This is a genomic window from Actinoplanes sp. NPDC049599, assembly GCF_044465625.1.
GTDB lineage: Bacteria > Actinomycetota > Actinomycetes > Mycobacteriales > Micromonosporaceae > Actinoplanes.
In genome coordinates this window covers 305,438-328,371 of record NZ_JBITLX010000002.1, presented here as the reverse complement: position 1 = coordinate 328,371, position 22,934 = coordinate 305,438, and the positions used below count along the sequence as shown (strand labels likewise).

21 protein-coding genes are annotated in these 22,934 nt (G+C 74.3%); 6 read left to right on the top strand and 15 right to left on the bottom strand.

Going from position 1 to position 22,934, the window contains the following annotated elements; all coding sequences use genetic code 11:
- Position 1: 1 nt before the first annotated feature.
- The 8 genes from ACIBQZ_RS04675 to ACIBQZ_RS04640 form a co-directional block, all read right to left on the bottom strand.
- On the bottom strand, positions 2–976 hold the full coding sequence (locus tag ACIBQZ_RS04675; protein WP_396087075.1) for a PP2C family serine/threonine-protein phosphatase: 975 nt from the start codon (positions 974–976) through the stop codon (positions 2–4).
- A 10-nt stretch (positions 977–986) separates the two neighbouring features.
- Positions 987–3,230 carry a tetratricopeptide repeat protein gene (locus ACIBQZ_RS04670; RefSeq protein WP_396087074.1) on the bottom strand — a complete coding sequence of 748 codons (2,244 nt, stop codon included), beginning with the start codon at positions 3,228–3,230 and terminating at the stop codon, positions 987–989.
- Positions 3,227–4,426, bottom strand: a complete 1,200-nt coding sequence (locus tag ACIBQZ_RS04665) for a hypothetical protein (protein WP_396087073.1) — start codon at positions 4,424–4,426, stop codon at positions 3,227–3,229. The genes ACIBQZ_RS04670 and ACIBQZ_RS04665 overlap by 4 nt, the downstream gene beginning before the upstream one ends.
- Before the next feature lie 5 nt (positions 4,427–4,431).
- Entirely contained in the window at positions 4,432–5,385 is a 954-nt protein-coding gene (locus tag ACIBQZ_RS04660) for a glutamate ABC transporter substrate-binding protein (protein WP_396087072.1), read from the bottom strand.
- Positions 5,385–6,746: a hypothetical protein gene (locus ACIBQZ_RS04655; protein ID WP_396087071.1), complete on the bottom strand. Its 1,362-nt coding sequence runs from the start codon at positions 6,744–6,746 to the stop codon at positions 5,385–5,387. Before ACIBQZ_RS04655 ends, ACIBQZ_RS04660 begins: the two co-directional genes overlap by 1 nt.
- A gap of 155 nt (positions 6,747–6,901) precedes the next feature.
- A complete protein-coding gene (locus ACIBQZ_RS04650) occupies positions 6,902–8,449 on the bottom strand; it encodes a long-chain fatty acid--CoA ligase (protein ID WP_396087070.1) in 1,548 nt (515 codons plus the stop codon).
- Between the two features lie 116 nt (positions 8,450–8,565).
- Positions 8,566–10,875, bottom strand: a complete 2,310-nt coding sequence (locus ACIBQZ_RS04645) for an FtsX-like permease family protein (RefSeq protein WP_396087069.1) — start codon at positions 10,873–10,875, stop codon at positions 8,566–8,568.
- The gene (locus ACIBQZ_RS04640; protein WP_396087068.1) at positions 10,872–11,618 is read right to left on the bottom strand and encodes an ABC transporter ATP-binding protein; all 747 of its coding nucleotides are present in this window, start codon (positions 11,616–11,618) and stop codon (positions 10,872–10,874) included. The genes ACIBQZ_RS04645 and ACIBQZ_RS04640 overlap by 4 nt, the downstream gene beginning before the upstream one ends.
- A gap of 110 nt (positions 11,619–11,728) precedes the next feature.
- On the opposite strand from ACIBQZ_RS04640, the gene ACIBQZ_RS04635 reads away from it, so the two are divergent.
- The 3 genes from ACIBQZ_RS04635 to ACIBQZ_RS04625 all read left to right on the top strand — a co-directional run bounded on the left by ACIBQZ_RS04635 (position 11,729) and on the right by ACIBQZ_RS04625 (position 14,214).
- Positions 11,729–12,970 carry a sensor domain-containing protein gene (locus ACIBQZ_RS04635; protein ID WP_396087067.1) on the top strand — a complete coding sequence of 414 codons (1,242 nt, stop codon included), beginning with the start codon at positions 11,729–11,731 and terminating at the stop codon, positions 12,968–12,970.
- A 41-nt stretch (positions 12,971–13,011) separates the two neighbouring features.
- Positions 13,012–13,599 (top strand): LuxR C-terminal-related transcriptional regulator, encoded by a 588-nt coding sequence (locus ACIBQZ_RS04630; RefSeq protein ID WP_396087361.1) that lies wholly within the window; start codon positions 13,012–13,014, stop codon positions 13,597–13,599.
- Positions 13,600–14,088: 489 nt separating this feature from the next.
- Entirely contained in the window at positions 14,089–14,214 is a 126-nt protein-coding gene (locus ACIBQZ_RS04625) for a hypothetical protein (protein ID WP_396087066.1), read from the top strand.
- Here ACIBQZ_RS04625 and ACIBQZ_RS04620 read toward each other — a convergent pair.
- The 3 genes from ACIBQZ_RS04620 to ACIBQZ_RS04610 form a co-directional block, all read right to left on the bottom strand.
- A complete protein-coding gene (locus tag ACIBQZ_RS04620) occupies positions 14,211–15,053 on the bottom strand; it encodes a DUF1028 domain-containing protein (RefSeq protein WP_396087065.1) in 843 nt (280 codons plus the stop codon). The genes ACIBQZ_RS04625 and ACIBQZ_RS04620 overlap by 4 nt on opposite strands.
- Positions 15,054–15,205: 152 nt before the next feature.
- Positions 15,206–15,409, bottom strand: coding sequence for a hypothetical protein (locus ACIBQZ_RS04615; RefSeq protein ID WP_396087064.1), 204 nt, complete (start codon positions 15,407–15,409; stop codon positions 15,206–15,208).
- 68 nt (positions 15,410–15,477) lie between these two features.
- Complete coding sequence (locus tag ACIBQZ_RS04610; protein WP_396087063.1) at positions 15,478–16,122, bottom strand: maleylpyruvate isomerase family mycothiol-dependent enzyme; 645 nt, start codon at positions 16,120–16,122, stop codon at positions 15,478–15,480.
- 76 nt (positions 16,123–16,198) lie between these two features.
- On the opposite strand from ACIBQZ_RS04610, the gene ACIBQZ_RS04605 reads away from it, so the two are divergent.
- The gene (locus ACIBQZ_RS04605) at positions 16,199–16,633 is read left to right on the top strand and encodes a MarR family winged helix-turn-helix transcriptional regulator (protein ID WP_396087062.1); all 435 of its coding nucleotides are present in this window, start codon (positions 16,199–16,201) and stop codon (positions 16,631–16,633) included.
- Between the two features lie 17 nt (positions 16,634–16,650).
- Here the strand turns inward: ACIBQZ_RS04605 and ACIBQZ_RS04600 are convergent, their stop codons facing one another.
- Positions 16,651–17,385: a sugar phosphate isomerase/epimerase family protein gene (locus ACIBQZ_RS04600; RefSeq protein ID WP_396087061.1), complete on the bottom strand. Its 735-nt coding sequence runs from the start codon at positions 17,383–17,385 to the stop codon at positions 16,651–16,653.
- A gap of 134 nt (positions 17,386–17,519) precedes the next feature.
- Between ACIBQZ_RS04600 and ACIBQZ_RS04595 the strand changes: the two genes are divergently transcribed.
- Positions 17,520–19,001: a M1 family metallopeptidase gene (locus ACIBQZ_RS04595; protein ID WP_396087060.1), complete on the top strand. Its 1,482-nt coding sequence runs from the start codon at positions 17,520–17,522 to the stop codon at positions 18,999–19,001.
- Here ACIBQZ_RS04595 and ACIBQZ_RS04590 read toward each other — a convergent pair.
- Together ACIBQZ_RS04590 and ACIBQZ_RS04585 are read right to left on the bottom strand one after the other, a co-directional pair.
- The gene (locus tag ACIBQZ_RS04590) at positions 18,998–20,149 is read right to left on the bottom strand and encodes a DUF2786 domain-containing protein (protein WP_396087059.1); all 1,152 of its coding nucleotides are present in this window, start codon (positions 20,147–20,149) and stop codon (positions 18,998–19,000) included. The two genes, ACIBQZ_RS04595 and ACIBQZ_RS04590, sit on opposite strands and share 4 nt — an antisense overlap.
- Before the next feature lie 4 nt (positions 20,150–20,153).
- The gene (locus ACIBQZ_RS04585) at positions 20,154–20,360 is read right to left on the bottom strand and encodes a hypothetical protein (RefSeq protein ID WP_396087058.1); all 207 of its coding nucleotides are present in this window, start codon (positions 20,358–20,360) and stop codon (positions 20,154–20,156) included.
- Here ACIBQZ_RS04585 and ACIBQZ_RS04580 point away from each other — a divergent pair.
- Positions 20,340–20,699 carry a LysE family translocator gene (locus ACIBQZ_RS04580; RefSeq protein ID WP_396087360.1) on the top strand — a complete coding sequence of 120 codons (360 nt, stop codon included), beginning with the start codon at positions 20,340–20,342 and terminating at the stop codon, positions 20,697–20,699. The genes ACIBQZ_RS04585 and ACIBQZ_RS04580 overlap by 21 nt on opposite strands.
- Here ACIBQZ_RS04580 and ACIBQZ_RS04575 read toward each other — a convergent pair.
- Positions 20,679–22,847, bottom strand: coding sequence for an MMPL family transporter (locus ACIBQZ_RS04575; RefSeq protein WP_396087057.1), 2,169 nt, complete (start codon positions 22,845–22,847; stop codon positions 20,679–20,681). The two genes, ACIBQZ_RS04580 and ACIBQZ_RS04575, sit on opposite strands and share 21 nt — an antisense overlap.
- Between the last annotated feature and the right edge of the window lie 87 nt (positions 22,848–22,934).

Here is a 22,934-nt window from a genome sequence, read left to right as displayed (position 1 = left end):
CTTAGCTGTCGGAGGTGTTCAGGGGGACGAGGGCGACGGTGATGTTGTCCGAGCCGCCCGCGGCGTTGGCGAAGTCGATCAGCGCGCGGCCCGCCTCCAGCAGACTGGCCGACCCGCGCAAGGCCGACCGCACGGTGTCGGCGAACTCGGCCGGCTCGGTCAGGTAGTTCCACAGGCCGTCGCTGCACAGCACCAGGTGGCCGGGCGTCTCGGCGAAGAACGCCCCGGTACGCGGGCGGACCGGGCCGGCGTCCGCGCCCAGCCAGCCGGTGATGGCGTGCGCCTTCGGATCGTTCCAGGCCGACTGCGGGTCCACGCCCAGCGAGATCGCGTGGGTGGCCCACGAGTCGTCCTCGGTCAGCTGCACGGCGTCACCCTCGGCCGGGATCCAGTAGCCGCGGCTGTCGCCGACCCAGCCGTACCCGATCTCGGTGCCCCGCACGCAGGCCGCGACGATCGTGCAGGCCGGGTTGGACGAGGCCCGGCGCGGGTCGCCGGCGCCGGCCAGGGCGGCGACCGCGGCGCCGGCGGCGACGATCGCCGCGGCGATGCTCTCCGGCAGCTCGGCGGTGGCGGTGATCAGCAGCTTGCCGGTGACCTCGACGGCGGTCTCGGAGGCGACGTCCGGGTCGAACGACGCCGACACCCCGTCGCAGACCACCACGTCGACCTCGGCGCCGCGGGTGGCCAGCCACATCGCGTCCTCGTTGCGGTGGTGCCGCAGCCCCCGGTCGGTGACCGCGGCGGCGATCGGGCCGGCGTCGGCCTCGACGTGGTCGCGCGGCCGGGCCGCCAGCAGCCCGCAGTTGCCGCAGTAGCCGTCGTCGCCGACCACCCCGGCCGCACCGCACGACGGGCAGTCCTTGCCGAGCGCCCGGCCGGCGCCGGTGGCCAGGGGTTTGCCGCAGCTCTCGCAGAAGGCGGCCCCGGCGGCCCGCTCATCGCCGCACACGGCGCAGTCGGGCTGCGAGCTCATCCGGTCCACCTCACGTGCGGGTCCTCGGCCGGGCCGCGTTGGCCAGGTCCACCAGGCGGATCTTCTCCGGCCCGTGCGCGGCCCGGGCCATTTCCCGGTACGCGCCCTCCAGCGCGAAGCGTACGTCCCGCTCCCCGGCGTGGCTGGTGCCGGGCGTGCCCAGCACCGCGCTCGGCACCGGGGTGCCGCCGGCCAGCGTGCTCAGCGCCCGTTCGAGCAGCTCGGCGCGGAGGGCCGCGAGCTGGGCGGCCTCCATCTCCAGCCGGTCGATCATGGCGGCCGCGGACGCCAGCGCGGCCACGTCGGCCGCCGCCGTCGGGTGCGCGTGGACCAGCGCGCGCACCGCGCCGACCTGGGAGCTGCGGTACGCCGCCGAGGTGCCCGGCACCCGGTTGTACGCCTCCACGGCCCCGTCCCGGTCCCCGGTGGCGAGCCGGCACCGGGCCAGCCCCGCCGCCGCGGTCGTGTACGCCGGGTCGGTGCGGCTCACCACGTCGTAGTAGCCGGCCGCGTCGGCGGGCCGCCCGGCCAGCTCCAGCGTCAGGCCCAGCGCCAGCTTGGGTGCGAGCTCGCCGGGCAGCGCCGAGTAGACCGCGTCGAACTGCGCCTGGGCGCGGGCCAGGTCGCCGGAGGCCAGCGCGAGCACGCCGTCGTACCAGGCGAGCCGCCAGTCCCCGCCGGCGTTCGCCGCGATCGTGTCGCGCATCCGGGCGGCGTCCGCGAAGGCGTCCCGGCCGCTGCCCGCCGCGCCCAGGTCGATCAGCGCGCGCAGCGCCCGCAGCCGCACCTCCAGGGTGTTCTCCGGGGCCTTGCCGAGCAGGATCAGGACCTCCTGCGGGTCGGTGACGGTCACCGAGGCCAGGAAGGCCGCCGCCGGGTCGGTCAGGTCGATCATCGGCGCCGGCAGGAAGCGCCACTGCGGCTCGTCGCTGCGCGGGTCGGTGCGCAGCTCGCCGGTGAACAGCCGGGAGGTGGCCGGGCGCGGGTCGCCGTCGGCGGCCAGCACCTCGCGCAGCACCCCGAGCATCTGCTCGGTCATCTCGCCGGCGTCGACGAACCGCTCGGCGGGCTCGGGCCGGGTGGCCCGCAGCAGCAGCCGGTAGAAGGACTCGTGGCGCTGGTAGACCTCGAACTCGCCGCGGTCCGGCAGGCTGGCCTTGAACGTGCTCTGGTAGCCGCGGAAGTCGGTGGTGAGCACGGCCAGGGTGCGGCCGATGGTGTAGAGGTCGGACTGGATCGACGGGCCCGCGTGCGCCATCTCCGGGGCCTGGTAGCCGACCGTGCCGTACAGCGCGGCGTCCTGGTCGTCGATGTGCACCACACCGCCGAGGTCGATGAGCTTGACCTGGTCGCCGGTCTGCAGGACGTTGTCCGGCTTGAAGTCGCAGAAGATCAGGCCCCGGTCGTGCAGGTAGCCGAACGCCGGCATGATCTCCAGCACGTACGCCAGCGCCTGGTCGACCGGCAGCGGGTCCGGCTGGTTGCCGTTGGCGGTCCGCCGGTCCTTGAGGATGCCCTTGAGCGACTCGCCGCCGACGTACTCCATGACGATGTAGCCGGCACCCTCGTGCTCCACGAAGTTGTAGATCTTCACGATGTTCGGGTGCTCGACCTCGGCCAGGAACCGCTGCTCGGCCACGGCCGCGGCCAGCGCGTCCTCGTCGCCGGAGTTGAGCAGGCCCTTGAGCACCACCCAGCGGTCCGAGACCCGCTTGTCGTTGGCCAGGTAGATCCAGCCCAGGCCGCCGTGGGCCAGCGCGCCGATCACCTCGTACTGGCCGCCGACCAGGTCGCCCTTGCCGAGCTTGGGGGTGAAGTTGAACGCCTCGCCGCAGGACGGGCAGAAGCCGGCGGTCCGCCCGGGGCGGTCGCCGCGGGCCCGGCCGACCGGGCTGCCGCACTTGGCGCAGTACCGCTTGTCCTCGGGCACCTCGGCCACAGCCATGATCGCCGTGGCCGGGTCGCGTTCGGGCAGCGGCGCCACGTCGACCAGCCCGCCGCCGAAGCGCCGGCGCCGGGATCCGGTGCGGGAGCTGCCCGTGCGGGCCGATCCACCGGTACGCGTGGAGAGCGCGGCCGTGCGCACCGAGGGGGCCGTGGCGGTCCGTTGCTTCGGGGCCGCGGTGGCATCCGCGCTCCTCGCCGGCGTGCCACCGGCGCTTGTCGCCGGCGCCGCGCCCTTGAGCGGGGCCATGCCGCAGGTGTCGCAGTAGCCGTCCTGGATGGTGCCGGGACAGTCGCGCTGGCAGTTCACTGGAGGCCGTCCCTCACTGTCGTCGTGGCGGTGAGCCTGGCCACCGCGTCCTGATAGGCGTTCACGGCCGCCCGGGCGGCCGCCAGCTCGCACGGCGCGGTGTAGAGCGCCGCCCGCGCCTTCTCGGCCAGCGGGGCCAGTGCCGGATCCTCGCTCAGCCCCCGCCGCCCGGCCTTGGCCTGATAGGCGTCCAGCCGCCCGCGCAGCTCGTTGCGGGTGGACAGCATCTCGGTGTTGCGGGCGGCGGCGGCCCGCAGCGCGGCGATCCGGTCCCGGGCCCGCCGGCTCCAGTCGGCCAGCCGGGGGCTGATCAGCGCCCAGTGCCCGGCGGCGGCGAGCGCGTCCAGCGCGGCCAGGTCGGGCCGCAGGTCGGGACCGGACACCACGGCGATCGCGGAATCGGCGAAGCGCCCGGCGGCGTCCTGCTCGGCCTGCGCCGCCGCGTGGGCCGCCTCGGCCAGCCGGTCGGCCAGCGCGTGGGCGTCGGCCAGCCGCTGGGTGAGGGCCTCGCGCAGCTCGCCGGCCGAGGTGCGTTCGGCGTCGGCCCGGTCCAGCAGGGCGCGCACGGCGGCCAGCGCGTGGGCGTCGCAGCCGAGCGGGTCCGTGGCCAGCGTGGCGGTGAACTCGCCGAGCAGCCGGTCGGCCTCGTCCAGCGTCGCGGACCGGGTCAGCCCGCGCAGGTGCGCCAGCGACGAGGCGACCGTGGCGGCCTCGGGCAGCACTCGGTGCCACACGTCGCCGGCCCGGACGGCCACGTCGACCGCGGTCTTGAAGGCGGCCTCCATCGCCGAGAGCAGCTCGGCGGGGGAGCAGGTGGTGCTGACCTGGCCGGCGCCGAGCAGGCCGCGCTGGGCCAGCGGGACCGTCGTGGTGGACAGGGTCACCGAGCGGCCGAGCACCTGATGCACGTACGCGGACTTCTCGCTGTCGGTGAACCGCCGCTGGTTGCGCGCCGACCGGGCCGAGGTGATCAGCGCGGTCAGCAGGCCGTAGCCGTCCCAGAGCTGGGTCAGCGCGGCGGTGGCGTCGGCCCAGGCGGCCGCCGTCCGGCCGGTCAGCGGGCCCCGGTCCAGGTCCTTGCGGGCGGTGTTGTCGTCGAGGTCCACCAGGTTGCGGGCCACGGCCGCCGCGGCCGCTTCGAGGCGCAGCAGCTCGCTGTCGGCGCGGCCGAGCAGGTCCTGGGTGGGCGCGGTCATGCCGGTCAGTCCCGGTACTCGGCCACCGGCGGGGTGGGCGCGGCTCCGAAGTCGCCGAGCCATCGCTCGTAGGTGGACTTCCAGGTGCCGTTCGCCCGGTTCCGCGCCAGCACGGCGTTGACGAAGCGGGTGAACTCCGGGTGGTCGTTGTTCATCGCCATCCCGTACGGCTCGTCGGTGAACCGGGGGCCGACCACCTTCGCGTACGGGTCCTGGGCGGCCAGCCCGATCAGGATGGTGTCGTCGGTGGAGATCGCGTCGACCTCGTTCTGCTGGAAGGCGACCAGGCAGTCGCCGAAGCCGGGGCGGTCCACCGGGATCGGCTTGCCGGCGACCTTGCCGATGTTGTCGTACGAGGTCGAGCCCTTGGCGGCGCACACCTTCTTGCCGCCGAGGTCCTCGATGCTCTTGGCCTTGGACGCCGACGACACCAGCACCTTCTGCCCGGCGTCGTAGTAGATGCTGGAGAAGTTGACGTCCTTCCAGCGCGCGCAGTTGGCGGTCATGGTGTCCGCGACGAGGTCGACCGAGCCGTCGACCGCGGAACTGACGCGCTTGTCGTACGCGATGACCTTGATCGTGATCTTGTCCGGGTCGCCGAAGATGGCCGCGGCGATCTGCCGGCCCATGTCCACGTCGAAGCCCTCGACCTTGCCGGTGAACGGGTTCCGCGAGCTGAACAGCAGGGTGTCCTGGCTGGTGCCGAGGACCAGCCGGCCCCGCTTCTGGATCGTCGCCATGTAACTGCCGGCCGGCATCTTGCCGGGTGTGGGCAGCGTGTCGGCGGGCTTGAGGCTGGCGCGCGGGTTGCAGGAGGTGTCGACCGGCGCGGCCCCGGTCGGCGCGGGCGCGGCCGACGCGGTCGGGCGCCCGGGCAGCGGGGACGAATCGCCGGAACAGCCGGCGGCCGCGAGCACGGTCAGCGCGGCGACGGCGACGGCGGTGACACGGGCGCGCATCAGCGGTACTCCTCGAGTCGGGCGCGGATGCCGGCGAGGACCAGACCGCAGATCAGCAGCGCGAGCACCGGGCCCAGCACGGTGAGCAGGCCCAGCCCGCGCCCGGCGGCGCCGATCTCGTCGCTGAACACCGCCTTGCGGTCGTCCAGGGCCCGGCCGATGTCGCCGGTGAAGCCGGTGAAGGTCGCGCTGGTCGGCGCCCCGATGGCCAGCGCCACCGCGGCGTCGTAGTCGCCGCCGTTGTCGAGCTTGCGGACCCGGTCGTGGGCGCCGACGTAGGTGCGGTGCGCCGCCGTCGCGGACCGCACGGCCGCGCCGGCGGTGCCGTCCGGCATGATCTCGCCGGCGTCGGCCAGCAGCTCGTCGAGCCGCTGGGTGGTCAGGTCGAAGTCCGCCTCCAGGTCGCCCGCGGCGGCGCGGGTGGCCAGCGGCAGGTCCGCGTCACCCTCGCCGGCCCGGGCGGCCAGCGTCAGCGCCTCGTCGCCGCGCTCGCGCAGCGCCGCGATCCGGGTCTCGGCCAGCAGCGCGACCGGCCAGGAGCCCTCGGTGTCCGCCTCGGACAGGTGCACCCGCTGGGAGATCAGCATCCCGCCGACGCCCAGCGCCAGCACCAGGGTGACCGCGGTGGCGACCAGCAGCGGCACGTTGAACGTGCGGTGCGTGCTGCGGCTCAGATAACGCTGGGCCAGCACCAGCGCGGTGAGCAGCGCCAGCAGCAGCACCACCAGCAGCGCGGTCCACCAGGAGCTGCGGGCGTCGCCGTAACCGTCGTCGACCTCGCGCTGCGCGGCCTGGAACAGCGCCTGCGCCTGCGGCTGCAGCGACGTGCGGCTCAGCGTGGACGCCGAGGACAGGTACGCCGCGCCGACCGGCAGTCCCTGCCGGTTGTTGGCGCGGGCGCTGGCCACCAGCGCGGCATAGCGGGAGACGTCGGCGGACAGCTGCCGGATCGCGTCGGCGGACCGGCCGGTCTCGGGGGTACGGCGGGCCGCCGAGGTCAGCGCGGTGGTGGCCCGGTCGAGGTCGTCCTCGTAGCGGCGGGTGAGCTCGGTCGGCTCCAGCCCGCCGGCCAGGAACGCCTGCGCGGCGGTGGTGTCGGCGTCGGCGAGCGCGGAGTAGATGGTCTCGGCCTCGACCAGCAGCGGCTGCGCGCGGTTGCCGAGATCGGCGGTGCCGGCGCCGGCCGCGGCCGCGGTGAGCCCGGCGACCAGGCCGGTCAGCAGGCCGAGGGTGAGCAGGCCGGCGAGGATGAGCTGGAGCCGGCCGGGGGAGCTCCGCCGCAGCCGGGCGACGCGGTCCAGGACGCCACCGGAGGGTTTCACCACGACCGGCGCGGGGCGGTCGAGCTGTGCAGTGCTCAAGCTTCCTCCGTTGCTGCCGTGCGTGGTCGGGCGCTCACCCGCTCACTGTGCCGCACGCGCGCAAATGATCTTCCGCACGGCCCGGCCGGCCGAGTCTACGCACGAAGACGCACCCGGACCGTCCCCCTCCGGGTGCGCGTTCGGCGGATCTCGGATCAGGTCAGGGCGCGCTTGAGCAGCTTGCCGGTGGCGGTCATCGGCAGGCTGTCCACGAAGGTGATCACCCGCGGGTACTTGTAGCTCGCCATCTGCTCCTTGCTCCAGGCGATCAGCTCGTCCTCGGTGACCGTGGCGCCCTCGGTGCGGATCACGTACGCCTTGATCTCCTCGCCGTGGCTGGGATGCGGCACCCCGATGACCGCGGCGAGCGACACCGCCTCGTGAGTCATCAGCACCTCCTCGATCTCCCGCGGGTACACGTTGAAGCCACCGCGGATGATCATGTCCTTGGCCCGGTCGACGATGTAGTAGAAGCCGTCCTTGTCCCGCCGGGCCAGGTCACCGGTGCGGAACCAGCCGTTGTTCATGACCTCGGCGGTCGCCTCGGGCCGGTTGTAGTAGCCGCGCATGATGCAGTGCCCGCGGATGGCGATCTCGCCGATCTCGTCGCTGCCCTCGACGGTGTTCCAGGACTCGTCGATCAGCTTGACCTCGACACCCCAGATCGGCACCCCGATCGAGCCGGGCCGCGGCTCGCTGTCCGGGTCGCTGAACGTCGCCACCGGTGAGGTCTCGGACAGCCCGTAGCCCTCGAGGATCTGCACCCCGAAGCGGCGCTGCACCTCCTTGATGATCTCCACCGGCAGGCTGGAGCCCCCGCTGACCGCGATCCGCATGTTCCGGGCGATCTTCTCCACGTCCACGCCCTCGGTCAGCGCGTTGAGCAGGCCCCAGTACATGGTCGGCACGCCGGCGAAGAAGGTGACGTTCTCCTGCTCCAGCAGCTTGACCGCGGCCGGGGCGTCGAAGCGGGGCAGCAGCACCAGCGTCGCGGCGCTGGAGAAGCCGGCGTTCATGTTGACCGTGGAACCGAACGAGTGGAACAGCGGCAGCACCAGCAGATGGGTGTCGACGCCGGGCCGCGACTGGAACAGCCGGTTGCAGGTGAGCGCGTTGAGGATCAGGTTGGCGTGGCTCAGCTCGGCGCCCTTGGCCTGCCCGGTCGTGCCGCTGGTGTAGAGAATGACGGCGGGATCGGTCTCGGCGGCGAGCACGGTCTCGAAGACCGGTGACTGCCCGGCCAGCGCCCGCCCCAGCGTCTCCGCGCCCTCGATCGGCGACTCCGCGGCCGGGTCGGCGGTGACCAGGAAGAAGTGCTCACAGCCGGGGGTCTGCCCGAAGCCGGTGTGGCCCTCGGCGCCCATCGGCAGCTCGGGCGTGCCCTGGAAGCAGAAGTACGCCTTGGCCTCGGAGTCGGCCAGGTGGTACGCGATCTCCCGCCCCTTCAGCAGCACGTTGAGCGGGACGACCACCGCGCCGGCCTTGAGGATCCCGTAGTAGAGCACCGGGAAGTACGGCAGGTTGGGACAGGACAGGGCCACCTTGTCGCCGGGGTTGATGCCCCGCGACCGCAGCAGGTTGGCGACCTGGTTGGCGGCCGCGTTCACCTGCGCGTAGGTCAGGCGCCGGTCGCCGAGGACAACAGCGGCCCGCTCCGGGTAGTGACGGGCGCTGTCCTCCAGGAAGACGGAGAGGTTGAGCATGCGTGGGTCTCCTCGATATCCGCTGTGGCGACGGTCTCAATCCCAACATGCCACGCCGACCTGAAGAACCCTCCGTTTCGTTCTTGTTTCGCCGGCCGCTGTTCCGCGGGCGGTTCCTAGGTTCGGAGCCGTCCGTGGAGCACCGGGCCGCCTGCCGCCAGCACCGCGACCAGGGCGCACACGACCGTCACCGCCACGTTCTGCCCCCATGGGATCACCAGGGCCACCGTCTGGCCGAGCTCTTGTTCGATCGAGCGCGTCGCCGCCCGCAGGCACAGCAGGGCCACCCCGCCGCCGAGCACGGTGCCGGTCACCACCGTCAGCAGCGCCTCGCCGGAGGTCACCCGCAGCACGTGCGACGTGCCCCCGCCGGCCAGCCGGAGCGCCCGGAACTCCCCGCGGCGCGCGGCCGTCGCCATCAGCAGCGTGTTGGCCACCGCGAGGCCGGTGTAGCCGACGCTCAGGGCGAGCAGCACCACCAGGAACAGGTCGACGATCTCGCCCTCGGCATCGATGTCGAGCTGTGCGTACTCGCGGGCGGCCAGCACCCGCAGCCCGGTGGCCGGCACGGCCGGCCCGTCGAGCAGCACCGCCTCGGTCAGCGCCCCCGGGTCGTGCCCGCGCACCAGCTCGCGGGGCAACAGGAGCGGCGCGGGCGTGTCGTCGCGGACGGCGGTGACCGGCAGCGTGACCGTGCTGCCGTCGGCCAGCCGCAGATCCAGCCGGCGGGGCAGGCCGGCCAGCTCGCGGGAGAGCACCACGCCGGTGACGCCGGCGGCGCCGGCCGCGTCGTAGCCGGTTGTCTTCCCGCCCGCGGTGACCAGGACGCGGCTGCTCAGATACGACTCGCCGGGCTGGCCGGCCACCGCGGCGTCGGACAGCCCCGGCACCGCGTCGGGGGCGGCGACCTGGGCCGCCGGGATCTCGGCCGCCTCATCGACGCCGGCCGCCTCGTTGATCGACGCCGTGATGCCGGTCAGCAGCATCGCGAAGCCGACCGTCAGCAGCACCGGCGCCGCCGTCGAGGCGACCCGCCGTGCCCCGGTGAGCGTGCCCGCGCGGACCAGCATCCCGGTCGCGCCGCGCCGCCAGGGCCAGGTGGCCAGCCGGACCAGCGGCGTGATCACCACCGGCGCGAGCAACGCCGCCCCGATCAGCAGCAGCATCGCGGCGCCCAGCACGGCGGAGGACTGGGCGTCCATGCTGAACGAGGGCATGGCGATCAGCAGCGCCGCGCCCCCGGCCAGCCCGGCCGGCCCGACGATCCAGCGTGCCGGGGTCATCGCGCGGCGGTCGACCGCCGCCTCCCGCAGGGCCTCCAGCGCCGGCACCCGGCTGGAACGCCGGGCCGCCGTCCACACCCCGGCCAGCGCCACCACGATGCCCAGCAGGAACGAACCGGCCAGCGCGATCGGTTGCGCCGTCACGGCGAAACCCGCCGGCTCCAGACCCGCGGCCACCAGCGGCGGCCCGAGCAGGGCAGCGGCCGGCGCACCCAGCGCTACCCCCACCGCGCCGCCGAGCAGCGCGACCACCAGGGTCTCCGCGTACATCATCCGGATCACCTGGCCCGGGGTGGCACCGACCGCCCGGAGCAGGCCGATCTCGCGCCGCCGCTGGGCCGCGCTCAGCGCGCAGGTCGACGCCACCACGAAGACGGCGACGAAGGCGCTCAGCGCGACCATGGAGATCAGCAACTGCGCGCCCAGCCAGCGGATCCGGGTCACGGACTCCGGCTCCAGCGCGTCGCGGGCCGCACCGGAGAGCACGGTGCCCGCGGCCCCGACCGCCGAGCGCGCGGCGGCCGCGACGGTCTCCGGGTCGCCGCCGGCGGTCAGGCCGATGATGCGGACCCCGGCGGACATCGCGGCGGCGGCGTCGTCGGCCACGTACAAGCCGGGGCCGTCGGTCGTGCCGGTCACCGTCCAGGTCGCCGGACCACGCGCGGTCAGCACGTCGATCCGGCTGCCCGGGGTGACGCCGGCCAGGGCGACCTCGCCGGGCCGGGTGGGCGCGGCGCCCGCGCTCAGCCGGTAGCCGCCGAGCACCGCCGACGACCAGGCGTGGCCCTCGGTGCGGGCGGTCTCGGGATCACCGGCCGGCCGGCCGCCGACGACCCGCTGCACATAGAAGGCCGGGTCGGCGACGGCCGCGGTCACACCGGGCAGCGCCGCCAGCCGGCGGGTGAGCCCGGCGGCCTCGTCCGTGGTCCACGAGCGGTACTCCGGGAAGCCGTCGTCGTTGTCGCCGACCGAAGGCGAGTGCACGAGCACCGGGGCGGCGGCCAGCCGCGGCGGCGTCTCGGGCTGCGAGGACGCCCAGATCGTGGTCGAGCCGGCGACCACGCCGACGCCGAGCGCGATCGCGACGAACGTGCCGGCGAACGCGGCGAACCGGTGCCGGACCATCTCCCAGGCGAGCCTCATCGCTCCTCCAGCCGGGCCATCCGCACGGCGATCTCCGGCGCGCTCGACTGCTGGTCGAGCACGTCGGCCACCCGGCCGTCGGCCAGCAGCAGCACCCGGTCGGCGTGCGCGGCCGCGTACGGGTCGTGGGTCACCATCACCACGGTCTGCGCGTGCCGGTCGACCGCGGTGCGCAGCAGCCGCAGCACCTCGCGAGACGCCGTGGTGTCCAGGGCGCCGGTCGGCTCGTCGGCGAAGAGCACCGCGGGCCGGGTCACCAGCGCCCGGGCGATCGCCACCCGCTGCTGCTGGCCGCCGGACAGCTCGCTGGGCCGGTGCCGGGCCCGGTCGGCCAGCCCCACCTCGGCCAGCATCGCCCGCACCTCGGCCGCGGCCGGCCGGCGGCCCGCCAGGCGCATCGGCAGCGCCACGTTCTGCTCCGCGGTCAGCGCCGGGATCAGGTTGAACGCCTGGAACACGAAGCCGACCCGGGCCCGGCGCAGCTTGGTCAGCGCACGCTCGGAGAGCCCGGTCAGGCTGACGCCGTCGATCACCACCTCGCCGCCGGTCGGCCGGTCGAGGCCCGCGGCGCAGTGCAGGAGGGTGGACTTGCCGGAGCCGGACGGGCCCATCACCGCGGTGAACGTGGCCGGGGCGATGTCGACGTCGACCGCGTCGAGGGCGGTCACGGCGCTCTCACCCGTACCGTAGATCCTGGAGACGGCCCGGAGCTGGACCGCCGTGCCGATGGTTGTGATGGTCATGGCCGGAAGCCTGCCGGGATCGCCGGGCCGGCACATTCCCCCGCGGGCGAGGATCGAAGGTATACCCAGCACTACTGAGCCCGGCGGGCGGCGTCGGTACCGTCTGGCCCATGCAGGTCCGGAACGCGCTCGAGGCGCTCACGCTGCGGCCGACGCGCTTCCTGAGGTCGCCGTGGCCGCTGCGCTCGCTGATCTACCTCACCGGCGGCGCGCTGATCGGGCTCGCCACCATCGTGGCGACCCTGCTGCTGCTCGCCGTCGGGGTGGCGCTGTCGGTCGTGGTCGTCGGCGTCGCCGGCTACCTGGCCACCGTGCTGTCCGGGGTGGCCGTCGGCCGGCTGGAGCGGTGGCGGATGCGGCTGGTCGACCTCGACGCGCTGCCCAACCCGCACCGCCATCCCGGCGCGCCCGGGCTGCGCGCCTGGCTCACCTGCCGGCTGCGCGAGCAGGCCACCTGGCGCGAGCTCGGCTACACGATGATCTCCGCGCTGGTGCTGTGCTGGATGGACGCCGCCGTGGTCTACGCCGCCGTCTTCGTGCCCAGCGCCCTGCTGTTCGCCCCGATCTACCTGCACGGCGAGACCACACCCTGGGTCACGGTGCCGATGGCGCTGCTCACTCCGTTCACCCTGGCGGTCGCGGCCTACCCGGTCACCGCCTGGGCCGGTGCCCGCGCGGCGATGGCCCGGGCGCTGCTGGCGCCGCGCAGTGCCGACAGCAACGCCGCGCTGGTCGAGCTGAACCGCTCGCGGGCCCGGCTGGTGGACGCGTTCGAGGTGGAGCGCCGGCGCATCGAGCGCGACCTGCACGACGGCGCCCAGCAGCGGCTGGTCGCGTTGAGCATGCAGCTCGGCCTGGCCCGGCTCGAGCTGGCCGACGGGTCGCCGGCCGCGGTGCAGGTCACGGCCGCGCAGCAGCTCGCCAAGGAGACGCTGGCCGAGCTCCGCGAGCTGATCCGTGGCGTGCACCCCAAGGTGCTCACCGACCGGGGCCTGGCCGCGGCCGTCGGCGACGTCGCCGGGTATGCCCCGGTGCCGGTCGACCTGGACCTGCGGCTGCACGGGCGGCTGCCGGACGCGGTCGAGATGACCGCCTACTTCGTGGTGGTGGAGGCGCTGGCCAACGTGGCCAAGCACAGCGAGGCGACCCGGGCCGCGGTGTCCGCCGGGGTGCGCGGCGGACGGCTGCACCTGGACGTGCGCGACGACGGCCGCGGTGGCGCCGATCCCGAGGTCGGCACCGGCCTGACCGGGCTGGCCGACCGGGTGGCCGCGGTCGCCGGCACGGTGGCGCTGTCCAGCCCGCCGGGCGGCCCTACGCTGCTGCACGTGGAGATCCCGTGCGCGTCGTGATCGCGGAGGACGGCCTCATCGTGCGCGAGGGCATCGCCGGGATGCTGCGGCACTTCGGCCACGAGGTGGTCGCCGCGGTCGCCGACGCGCCGTCGCTGTGCGCGGCGGTCGCCGAGCACCGGCCCGACGTCGTGGTCACCGACGTGCGGATGCCGCCGGGCTTCACCGACGAGGGCCTGCAGGCGGCCATCGCGCTGCGCGCCGCCGACCCCGAGCTGCCGGTCCTGGTGCTGAGCCAGTACGTGGAGCAGACCTACGCGGCCGAGCTGCTCGACTCGGGCCGCGCGGCGGGCGTCGGTTACCTGCTCAAGGACCGGATCGGCGACGTGGCGGAGTTCATCGACGCGCTCGACCGGGTGGCCGCCGGTCGCACCGTGGTGGACCCGGAGGTGGTCCGGCAGCTCCTCGGCCGGCGCAGGGATCCGCTGGCACGGCTCACCCCGCGCGAGCGGGAGGTGCTGGCGCTGATGGCGGAGGGGCGCTCGAACACGGCTGTCGCCCGGAAGCTGATAGTCAGCGAGGCGGCGGTGGCCAAGCACATCGGCAGCCTGCTGGCGAAACTCGACCTGCCACCGGACGGCGACGACCACCGCCGGGTCCGGGCGGTGCTGGCCTACCTGCGCGGCTGACGGGCCACCCGTACGGGCTCTGTCCAAACACGCTGGTTGTTGGCAGCATGCGACTGTGCGGCACAGGCGGGGGTGGTGGGCCTGGATCCTCTTCCTGGTCGCGCTGGCCGGCGGAGCGGTCGTGCTCACCGTCCACTTCGCGAGATCCGAGCTCGGTCACAACGATCAGCTGGCCAGCACGATCAGCGTTCTGGTCGCCATTGCGGCCCTCGGGTGCGCCGTGTTACCCGAGGTACGCCGTTCGAGGGGTGCCCGGGAGCGGGCCTGGACCGGCGCCACGGAACCTCTCGTACCGGAAGAGCTGCACGACAAGGCCGCGGCACTCTGCGCCGTGATCGAGAACTTCTGGTCGCAGGAAGCCACGGACCGTGGGCTGCGCGGCCCCAGGCCGATCAACGTCCGCTGGCGGACCACCGGCCGGGAGGTCCTCGGCGACGTGCGGGACCTGCTCGGTGCCGACCTGACCGTGTCGCCGAAGCGCCTGCGCGCGTGCCGTGGGACCTGCTCGGCCTCCTGGAGGCCGGGCATCAGCGGCAGGTCCTGCGCCAGGTGGGCTCCGGCTACCAGTTCCGGCACGGAAAACTGCAACAGCGACTGGCCCGGCCGGACGGTTAGGCGGCGCGGAGCTGGTCGAGCACCAGGGGGTCGATGCGGCCCGCCACGATGCGTTCCTCCAGGTTGGCGATGCCTGCCCAGGAGGCCAGCGCCTCGTCCAGCGCCGCCGGGTCCGGGCCGGCCGGGTGGCCCAGGGCGGCGAGGCGGTCGCGGACCTCCGTGCCGACCGCGCCGTCGAGGTCCAGCAGGGTCGCCGGGTCCGGGCGTTCGAAATAGAGGGAGTGCAGCGCGAGCAGCCGGGCCAGTTCGGCGACCGGCTCGGGGTGGTCGTCCACCCGCAGGTCGACCAGCACGTCGCTGGTGCCGCCGTAGCCCTGGCCCTTGGCGACCACCAGCAGCGCCGCGCTCTGCCGGCCGCGCCGGTCGCCGCCGGCCTCGTCGCCGGCGCGCAGGGCGTCCAGCAGGCGGTATGCCAGCCGGCCGGTTGCGGTGCCGGCCAGCCAGGTCGTGCGCATCTGCTCGACCACCTGGGGGCCGGCCAGCATGTTGCCCTGGATGGCGAAGCCGTCGCCGGCCGCGCCGCCGGCCCAGGCGTGGCAGGCCGGGCCGGTGAAGGTGGCCCCGGCGCCGGTGGTGCCGACGACGCCGACCTGGCGGTGGTCCACCGGGCCGGCGTCCGCGGCGATCAGGCCCGCCACGGTCTCGGTGGCCGGCACCCCGGTGGCCAGCAGCGCGAGCGCCTGCGGCCGGTAGGCGAGGTTGGCGTACGACTGGGTCGCCACCGCGCCCACGTCCGCGAGGGCGGCGGGCACGGCCGCGCCGACCCCCAGGAACTTGCTGGCCACGGCCACGCCGAGGGCGCCGCCGTCGGCGGCGCGGGCCACGATCGAAAACGTCATGGGCGCACGTTATCGGAGCTGTAACACGCGGGGGGAAGACTGATGTGCGTACCCGGCTGCCTGACCGTCGCGCCCGCCGCCGCCCTCGGTGGGGCCGACTGAGGTGCTGCGGGCGGGGCCGGTGCTTGCCGGTTCCGGACCCGCCCGTGGCTTCAGCGGCCCAGCGCGAACCGGGAGCGCTTCTTCTGCCGGCCGAACCGGCCCTGCAGGGTGTCGGCGCCCTGGCGCAGCAGCTTGGTGCCGCGGCTCGGCCCGCGCTTGGCCTCGACGGCGTCGCTGAGCTTGCGGGCCCCGGCAGCCGCGAGCGGGATGGCGATGGCCATGATGGCGTAGCGCCGGATCAGGTTGAACAGCATGGGAGTGTCTCCTCGTCGCCGGGGTATGTCCGGCCCTGTTTACCCGCCGCCACGCTTACCACACGTGCCTACACCTTCCGGGCGGGTGACAGGCGCACGGTCAGGTCGTCCAGACCCGGGCCGGTCAGCTGGGACAGCGCCGCGGACCGGCCGGTGAGCAGCAGCAGGATCGCCCCCATCGGGCCCTCGACCCGGGTCCCCTGCCCGGCCGACCAGTCGGTGTCGGTCGCCGCGAAGGTGAAGCCGTGCAGCCGCCGCCGGGCCCGGAACGGCCACCGGTCCGGCCAGACCCGCGCCGCCGCCGCGGCCGCCGCCCGGGGTGGCACGGGCCGGGTCCGGCCGAGCGGAACGGTGATGTCCTGGCCGTGCACCAGGACGTCGAGCAGGGGCTCCAGGTGGGTCAGGCCCGGCGCGGTGCGGCGCGAGCCGATCATCGCGCGGAGCAGGGCGGAATACCGCTCGGTGGGCAGGCCCGCCTGGCGCCGGGCGGTGTCGCGGATCATCCGGTTGAAGCTGCCGCCGGCCCGCACCAGCGCCACCGTCGCCGTCAGCATCCCCGTCTGCGCGAGCGTGAGGTGGGCGGCGACGTCGCGGACGCGCCACCCGGCGCACAGCGAGGGGGTCTGCCACTCGGTGGGGGACAGGTCGTCGAACAGGTCGGCCAGGCTGCCCCGCTCGGCATCGATGACCTGCCATGCCTCGTCGCGTTCCATCGGGGCCTCCCCCCGGAATTTGGTAAGCTTCTCTGACCAATGTTCGTCAGAGAGACTGTCCAGGTCAAGGGATCGTATGAGTGACGAGCTGAATCTCGGGCTGCTCTGCTACATCGCGTACCGGGCGATGGAGGGCGGGGTCCTGGACGCGCTGCGGGAGGCGGGCTACCACGACGTGACCGCCGCCCAGGGGCGGATCTTCGCCCGGATCGGCCCGGGTGGCACCCGGGTGACCGAGCTGGCCGAGCAGGCCGGGGTCACCAAGCAGACCACCGGCTTCCTGGTGGACCAGCTGGAGCGCGCCGGATACGTGGAGCGGGTGCCGGACCCGTCCGACGCGCGCGCCCGGCTGGTGCGGATCGCCCCGCGGGGCGCGGCCGCGGTGCAGGTGGCCCGGGGCGCCGAGGCGCGGATCGAGGCGGTGTGGGCCGGGCACCTGGGCCGGACGGGCACGGCGCAACTGCGGCGCGCACTGACCAGCCTGCGGGAAATCACCGACCCCTACCGCTGACGGCCGGCCGGGGGCGGTCAGAGCCGGCCGAGGTGAGCCAGATCCCGCCCGACGTCCGCCACGGGATCGGCGGTCGGGTAGTGGGCGTGCAGGGAGAGCGGGCCGGTATACCCACGCTCACGCAGAGTGCGCAGCGCCTCCGGCCAGTCCACCACCCCGCCGTCGGCCAGCGGCTGCCAGTCCAGGCCGCCGTCCCGCCAGGCCGCGTTCTTCACGCCCACGCAGGCGAGCCGGTCGCCGAGCAGGTCCAGGCTCATCGCCAGCTGTTCGCTGCCCTCCATCGCCTGGTTGCCGGGATCAAGGTAGATCGCCAGCTCGTCGGTGAGGCGCAGGGCGTGCGCGGCCGACGGGTGGATCGTGCCGTGGTGCAGCTGCAGGGCCAGCCGCACCCCGTGCCGGCGGCCCAGGACCGCCAGCCCCGCGAGGTCGCGCCGGGCCCGGTCGAGGATGCGCTGGTAGCCCACCGTGGCGTCGTACCGCCACCAGCCGAGGCGGACCAGCGGCACGCCGAGGTCGGCGCACGCGCCCAGGATCGCGTCGGCCGTGCCGCCGGCCTCGGTCAGGTCGGTGGTGACCACGCCCAGGCGCAGGCCGTGCCGGGTGAGCTCGCGGGCGGCGTCGTGCAGGCGGGCCGGCTGCGCCGGGGTCACGGTCTGGCCCTCGCGGACGACCAGCTCGGCCCCGCCGGCGCCGAGCGCGGCCAGGGTCGCGGCGAGCCGGCCGGGCGGCAGCGCCCCGAACGGTTTGGTCATGACAAGAGCGCGGCTGGTGTCCATGGCAGGCGCGATCCTAGCCGGGCCGAAAGGCGTCGAAGTACTTCGATAGATTCGGCGCGACCACTCCACGCCGGACCGTGACCCGGTCCGCGACGGAAGGAAGTTCGACCGTGCGACGACTGCTGGTGGCAACCCTCGCCACCGCACTGACCCTGGCCGGCACCGGGTTGCCGGCCCAGGCCGCACCCGCTCCCGGCGGCGCCGGACTCGGGGACGGGTACTTCCCGGACTACGGCAACGGCGGCTACGACGTCTCGCACTACGACGTCCGGCTGCGCTACTACCCGGACGAGGACCGGCTCACCGGCACCACCACGATCCTGGCCCGGGCCGAGCAGGATCTCAGCTCGTTCCACCTCGACTTCGTGCTCGACGTGGCGTCCGTCAGGGTGAACAACCGGCCCGCCGCCTTCGCCCGCGAGGGTGACCACGAGCTGGTCGTCACGCCGTCCCGGGCCGTTGCCGACGGCCAGGCGATGACCGTCGTGGTGCAGTATTCGGGCGTGCCCTCGAACAAGGTCGCGGCCGGCTACACCGCCTGGACGCGGACCGCCGACGGCGCACTGGCGGTCGGCCAGCCGGAGATCGCCTGGTGGTGGTTCCCGAGCAACGACCACCCCAGCGACAAGGCCACCTTCGACGTCTCCGTGGCGGTGCCCGACGGCGTCGAGGTGCTCAGCAACGGCGTCATGCCGCGCAACCCGACCCAGGACATCCTCGGCTGGCAGCGGTGGAGCTGGCGTTCGCTCCACCCGCAGGCCACCTACCTGGCGTTCCTGGCCATCGGGCAGTACGAGATCACCCGGGACACCACGCCGGACGGCCAGCAGGTGATCAACGCGTACTCGGAGCTGCTGCCGCAGGACTTCACCGACGCGGCCAAGGCCAGTGTCGAGCGGACGGCCGAGGTGGTCGAGTGGGAGAGCGAGCTGTTCGGGCCGTACCCGTTCGAGGCGCGGGGTGGCGTGGTGGGCCCGCCGGGCGCGCTGGGCTTCGCGCTGGAGACCCAGACCCGGTCGGTGTACTCGTCCGGCTTCTTCCGCAGCGGCGCCAACCTGCCGGTGGTCGTGCACGAGAACGCCCACCAGTGGTTCGGCGACTCCGTGGCGGTCGAGCGCTGGCAGGAGATCTGGCTCAACGAGGGCTTCGCCAGCTACGCCGAGTGGCTGTGGTCCGAGACGCAGGGCGAGGGCACGGCCCAGGAGATCTTCGATTACCTGTACGCGACCCGGCCCGACGACTTCTGGACCATCGCACCGGCCGACCCGGGCGCCGCCGAGATCTTCGGTGACGCCGTCTACGACCGGGGCGCGATGACGCTGCACCAGCTGCGCCTGGCCATCGGTGACGACGACTTCTTCGAGCTGCTGCGCACCTGGACGGCCGAGAAGCGGGACGGCAACGCCGAGACCGCCGAGTTCGTGGCGCTGGCCGAGAAGGTCTCCGGCCAGCAGCTCGACGAGCTGTTCCAGGCCTGGCTCCGCACCCCGTCGAAGCCCTCGGTGCAGGCGTTCGCCCGGAAGACGGCACCGCGGGCGCCCAAGTCGTGGGCCACGATCCAGCGGACCCACGAGCTCCTGCAGGAGCGCTAGAGCTGAGCCGCGTCCGCGGCTTCCCGGCCGGACTCCCAGCCCTCCAGGCTGGCGACCCGGAAGCCGCGGCCGCGGGTCGTGCTCGGGAACGACCGGTCCCTGGCCTCGCGCACCTGCACGTCGCGCGAGGCCAGCACCGGCACCAGCGCGGCCGGGTCGCCGGCCTGCTCCAGCGCGGCCCGGCTGGCCTCGGCGAGCCGTTCGCCGATCCGCACCGCGTAGCCGACCAGGAACGACTGCCGGTAGCTCTTGAGCCGGGCCCGGCCGGCCTTGCCGCCCGGCGGTTCGGTGCGGGCCATCGCCCGGTGCGCCTGCACCAGCAACGAGGTGTGCAGCAGGTCCACCGCGTCGATGTCGGCGTCGAAGCCGAACACGGTGGCGAAGCCGAACTCGGGCGACCAGACCACGTGGCACCGGTTGGCCCGGGCCACCGAGTTCAGCAGCGACGCCTTCTCGCTCTCGTACGGGTGGTCCACCCCGATCCGCCGCGCGTACGGGACCACGGCGGTCCCGGTCCCGGCCGCCAGCAGCGCCTCGTCGATGCTGTGCCGCGAGATCAGCTCCTGCGCCTTGGCGGTGTACGCCTCGGCCTCCGCCGGGAACGTGGTCGCCTCGGCCTTGGCCAGCAGCGCCCGGACCCGTTCCAGCTTGGCGTCGGTGCCGGGCGCGCGCCGGGCCGCGGCGGCCTGCCCCGGCGGCGGCACCAGCATCTCGATCGGCGGCAGCTCGCGCAGCAGGCCGAGCAGGGTCAGCACGGCGTCGATCAGCGTGACCCGGTCGACCCGGCGGTGCTGCAGGACCTGCTGGAGATAACCCGCGTCGTCGCCCCACCACGGGCGCGCGTCCAGCTCCTCGGCCTGCGCCCGCCAGCGGGCGTCGACCGTCCGGGGCCGGAAGCCGCGCAGGTGGGCGGCGACCGCGTCGGCGATCAGCGCCGGCTGCACCCCGGTGCCGCGCCGGGTGACCAGGCGGTGCAGCTCGGCCGGCTGCCAGCCGTTGCGCAGCAGCCGGGCGGCGGCGTCGAACAGGGCCGCCGCCAGCGCCGGGTCCACCTCGGCGGCCGGGGCGACGGTGAGCGTGTCGAGGCCGTCCTCGTACCCGATCCGCCCGCCGACGACCGCGCCGATCGTCTCCCGCACCGTGTCCACGCGGTCATGATGCCTGGCAGTAGCGTGGGGCCATGACGACGGGGGCCCAGCTTGTGGCGTTCTGCGGCGTGGTGAGCCTGGGCGCGATGTCGCCGGGCCCCGACTTCGCGGTGGTCGTCCGCCGCTCCGCGCTGCGGGGGCGGGCGGAGGGGATGGCGGCGGCCACGCCGGTGCGGCGTACCTCGCGTACCTGGGGGTCAGGGCCGTCCACGCGGCGATCCGGCCGCCGGGAGCGGGACCCGGCGGCCGGCCGGGCTCGGCCGGTGGGGCGTTCCGGGACGGGCTGCTCTGCAACGCGCTCAACCCGAAGGCCGCAGTGTTCTTCCTCGCGCTGCTGCCGCAGTTCCTGCCCGCTGCGCCGACCGTCGCCGACACGCTGGCCCTGTCGTTGCTTGCCGTGGTGATCACCCTGCTCTGGTTCGGCACGGTGGCGAACCTGGTCGCCGTGTTCCGGCGGGTGTTCGCCCGGTCCAAGGTGCGCCGCACGCTTGACGGGCTGAGCGGTGCGGCGCTCCTCGGGCTCGGCGTCCTAGCGGCCCGCTCCCACTAGTTCCGGGTCGGCGGGGGCGGCCTCGTCCTGCTCGCCCGGCAGCTCGCGCAGCTTCTCGCCCTCCACGTCGACGTCCGGCAGCACCCGGTCCAGCCAGGCCGGCAGCCACCAGGCCCGGCGGCCGAGCAGCGTCATCACCGCCGGCACGATGGTCATCCGGACCACGAACGCGTCGAACAGGATGGCCGCCGCCAGCGCGAAGCCGATCGACTTGATGAACGACTCGGGCGACAGGATGAAGCCCGAGAACACGCTGATCATGATGATCGCGGCCGCGGTCACCACCCGGGCGCCGTGCGCGAAGCCGTTGACCACCGCCTCGGTCGGCGGGGTGCCGTGCACGTGCTCCTCGCGCATCCGGCTGACCAGGAACACCTCGTAGTCCATGGCCAGGCCGAAGACGATGCCGATCAGGAACACCGGCAGCATGCTCATGATCGGGCCGGGCTGGTCGACGCCGAAGAGCCCGCCGAGCCAGCCCCACTGGAAGACCGCGACCACGGCGCCGAAGGTCGCCACCACCGACAGCAGGAAGCCGGCGATCGCCTTCAGCGGCACCAGGATCGACCGGAACAGCAGCGTCAGCAGCAGGAACGCCAGCGCCACGATCACCGCCAGGTACGGCAGCAGCGCCGCGCCCATCTTCGCCGACATGTCGATGTCGACCGCCGTGGTGCCGGTGACCAGCGGGCCGTCGAGCTCGCGGATCGCGTGCACCAGCTCCTCGGTCTGCGTGCTGTCCGGCGCGCTCGCCGGGATCACCTGCAGGATCGCGGTGTCCCCGGCCGGGTTGAGCACGGGCGGGCTGACCGTCACGACGCCGGCCAGGCCCTTGATGCTGGTCGCCGCCTCGGCCGCGGCGTTCTTGGCGTCGGGGCTGTCCACCACCACGGTCAGCGGCCCGTTGAAGCCCGGCCCGAACCCGTCGGTCAGCAGGTCGTACGCCTTGCGCTGGGTGGTCTCGGCGCCGGCCATGTTGTCGCCGGGCAGGCCCAGCCGCAGGTCCAGGGCCGGGATCGCGAGCACCAGCAGGCCCAGCACGGCGGCGACCAGCACGGCCACCGGGCGCCGGGTGACCAACCGGGCCCAGCGCAGCCCGCCCGACGGCTTGCCGGGGCCGGCCGCCTCCGGGTCGCGGCTGCGGCGGCCCAGCACCCGGCGGCCGGCGAAGCCGAGCAGCGCGGGCAGCAGGGTCAGCGCGATCAGCACCGCGATGATCACGGCGAACGAGGCGGCCAGCCCCATCTCGGTGAGCACCGGGATGTTCACCACGGCCAGCGCGGCCAGCGCGATGAACACGGTCAGCCCGGCGAAGGTGACCGCCGAGCCGGCGGTGCCGACCGCGCGGGCGGCGGCCTCCTCGGGGCGGCGTCCGATGCCGAGCTCGTGACGGTAGCGGGAGACGATGAACAGCGCGTAGTCGATGGCCACGGCGATGCCCAGCATCAGCGCCAGGGTGGAGGTGCTGCTGCCCAGGTCGACGAAGCCGGAGGCGATCTGGATGCCGAGCACCGCGGCGGCGACCCCGAGGATCGCGGTCAGCAGCGGCAGCCCGGCGGCGACCAGCGAGCCGAAGGTGATCACCAGCACCACCGCGGCGACCAGGATGCCCAGCACCTCGGAGTTGCCGGGGCCGCCCTGCTCCTGCACGGCGTCACCGCCGGCCTCCACGGTCAGGCCGGCGGCGCGGCCGGTGTCGGCGGCGCCGAACAGGGCCTCGCGGTCGGCGTCGGTCAGCGCGGTGGCCGCGACCTTGTAGGTCACCTGCGCGTACGCGACCGTGCCGGCCTCGTTGATGGTGCCCTGCAACGGGTCGGTGACCGCGGCCACCTGCCCGCCGGTGCGCAGCCGGGCGACGGTCTGCGCCACGGCGGCCCGGTTGGCCTCGTCGGTGAGCCTCTCCCCGGCCGGGGCGGCGAACACCACCCGGGCCTGCGCGCCGTCCGCGCCGGCGCCGGGGAACCGCGCACCGAGCAGGTCGATCGTCTCCTGGGCCTCGGTGCCGGGGATGGTGAACTCGTCGGAGGTCGGCCCCGACAGGGTGGCGGCGCCGACGCCGAGTAACGCCAGCGCGGCGAGCCAGAGCGCGAGGATGAGCCGGCGCCGGCGGAAACTGAACCGGCCGAGCCGGTAGAGGTAGGTGGCCATCGGTACTCCCGGATCGCTACGACAAGTGACCCTTGAACGATCAACGAATTCGGCTCGCGGCGCGTCGTCCCGGTGCAGGCTTCGCGT

Bases quoted from the DNA above. Each gene is read 5' to 3' on its own strand.
- ACIBQZ_RS04610 (WP_396087063.1), bottom strand. From the start codon at position 16,122: ATGGAACGCGACGAGGCATGGCAGGTCATCGATGCCGAGCGGGGCAGC.
- ACIBQZ_RS04640 (WP_396087068.1), bottom strand. From the start codon at position 11,618: ATGACCATCACAACCATCGGCACGGCGGTCCAGCTCCGGGCCGTCTCC.
- ACIBQZ_RS04660 (WP_396087072.1), bottom strand. From the start codon at position 5,385: ATGCGCGCCCGTGTCACCGCCGTCGCCGTCGCCGCGCTGACCGTGCTC.
- ACIBQZ_RS04620 (WP_396087065.1), bottom strand. From the start codon at position 15,053: ATGACGTTTTCGATCGTGGCCCGCGCCGCCGACGGCGGCGCCCTCGGC.
- ACIBQZ_RS04615 (WP_396087064.1), bottom strand. From the start codon at position 15,409: ATGCTGTTCAACCTGATCCGGCGCTACGCCATCATGGCCATCGCCATC.
- ACIBQZ_RS04635 (WP_396087067.1), top strand. From the start codon at position 11,729: ATGCAGGTCCGGAACGCGCTCGAGGCGCTCACGCTGCGGCCGACGCGC.
- ACIBQZ_RS04605 (WP_396087062.1), top strand. From the start codon at position 16,199: ATGAGTGACGAGCTGAATCTCGGGCTGCTCTGCTACATCGCGTACCGG.
- ACIBQZ_RS04675 (WP_396087075.1), bottom strand. From the start codon at position 976: ATGAGCTCGCAGCCCGACTGCGCCGTGTGCGGCGATGAGCGGGCCGCC.
- ACIBQZ_RS04650 (WP_396087070.1), bottom strand. From the start codon at position 8,449: ATGCTCAACCTCTCCGTCTTCCTGGAGGACAGCGCCCGTCACTACCCG.
- ACIBQZ_RS04600 (WP_396087061.1), bottom strand. From the start codon at position 17,385: ATGACCAAACCGTTCGGGGCGCTGCCGCCCGGCCGGCTCGCCGCGACC.
- ACIBQZ_RS04665 (WP_396087073.1), bottom strand. From the start codon at position 4,426: ATGACCGCGCCCACCCAGGACCTGCTCGGCCGCGCCGACAGCGAGCTG.
- ACIBQZ_RS04630 (WP_396087361.1), top strand. From the start codon at position 13,012: ATGCTGCGGCACTTCGGCCACGAGGTGGTCGCCGCGGTCGCCGACGCG.
- ACIBQZ_RS04645 (WP_396087069.1), bottom strand. From the start codon at position 10,875: ATGAGGCTCGCCTGGGAGATGGTCCGGCACCGGTTCGCCGCGTTCGCC.
- ACIBQZ_RS04575 (WP_396087057.1), bottom strand. From the start codon at position 22,847: ATGGCCACCTACCTCTACCGGCTCGGCCGGTTCAGTTTCCGCCGGCGC.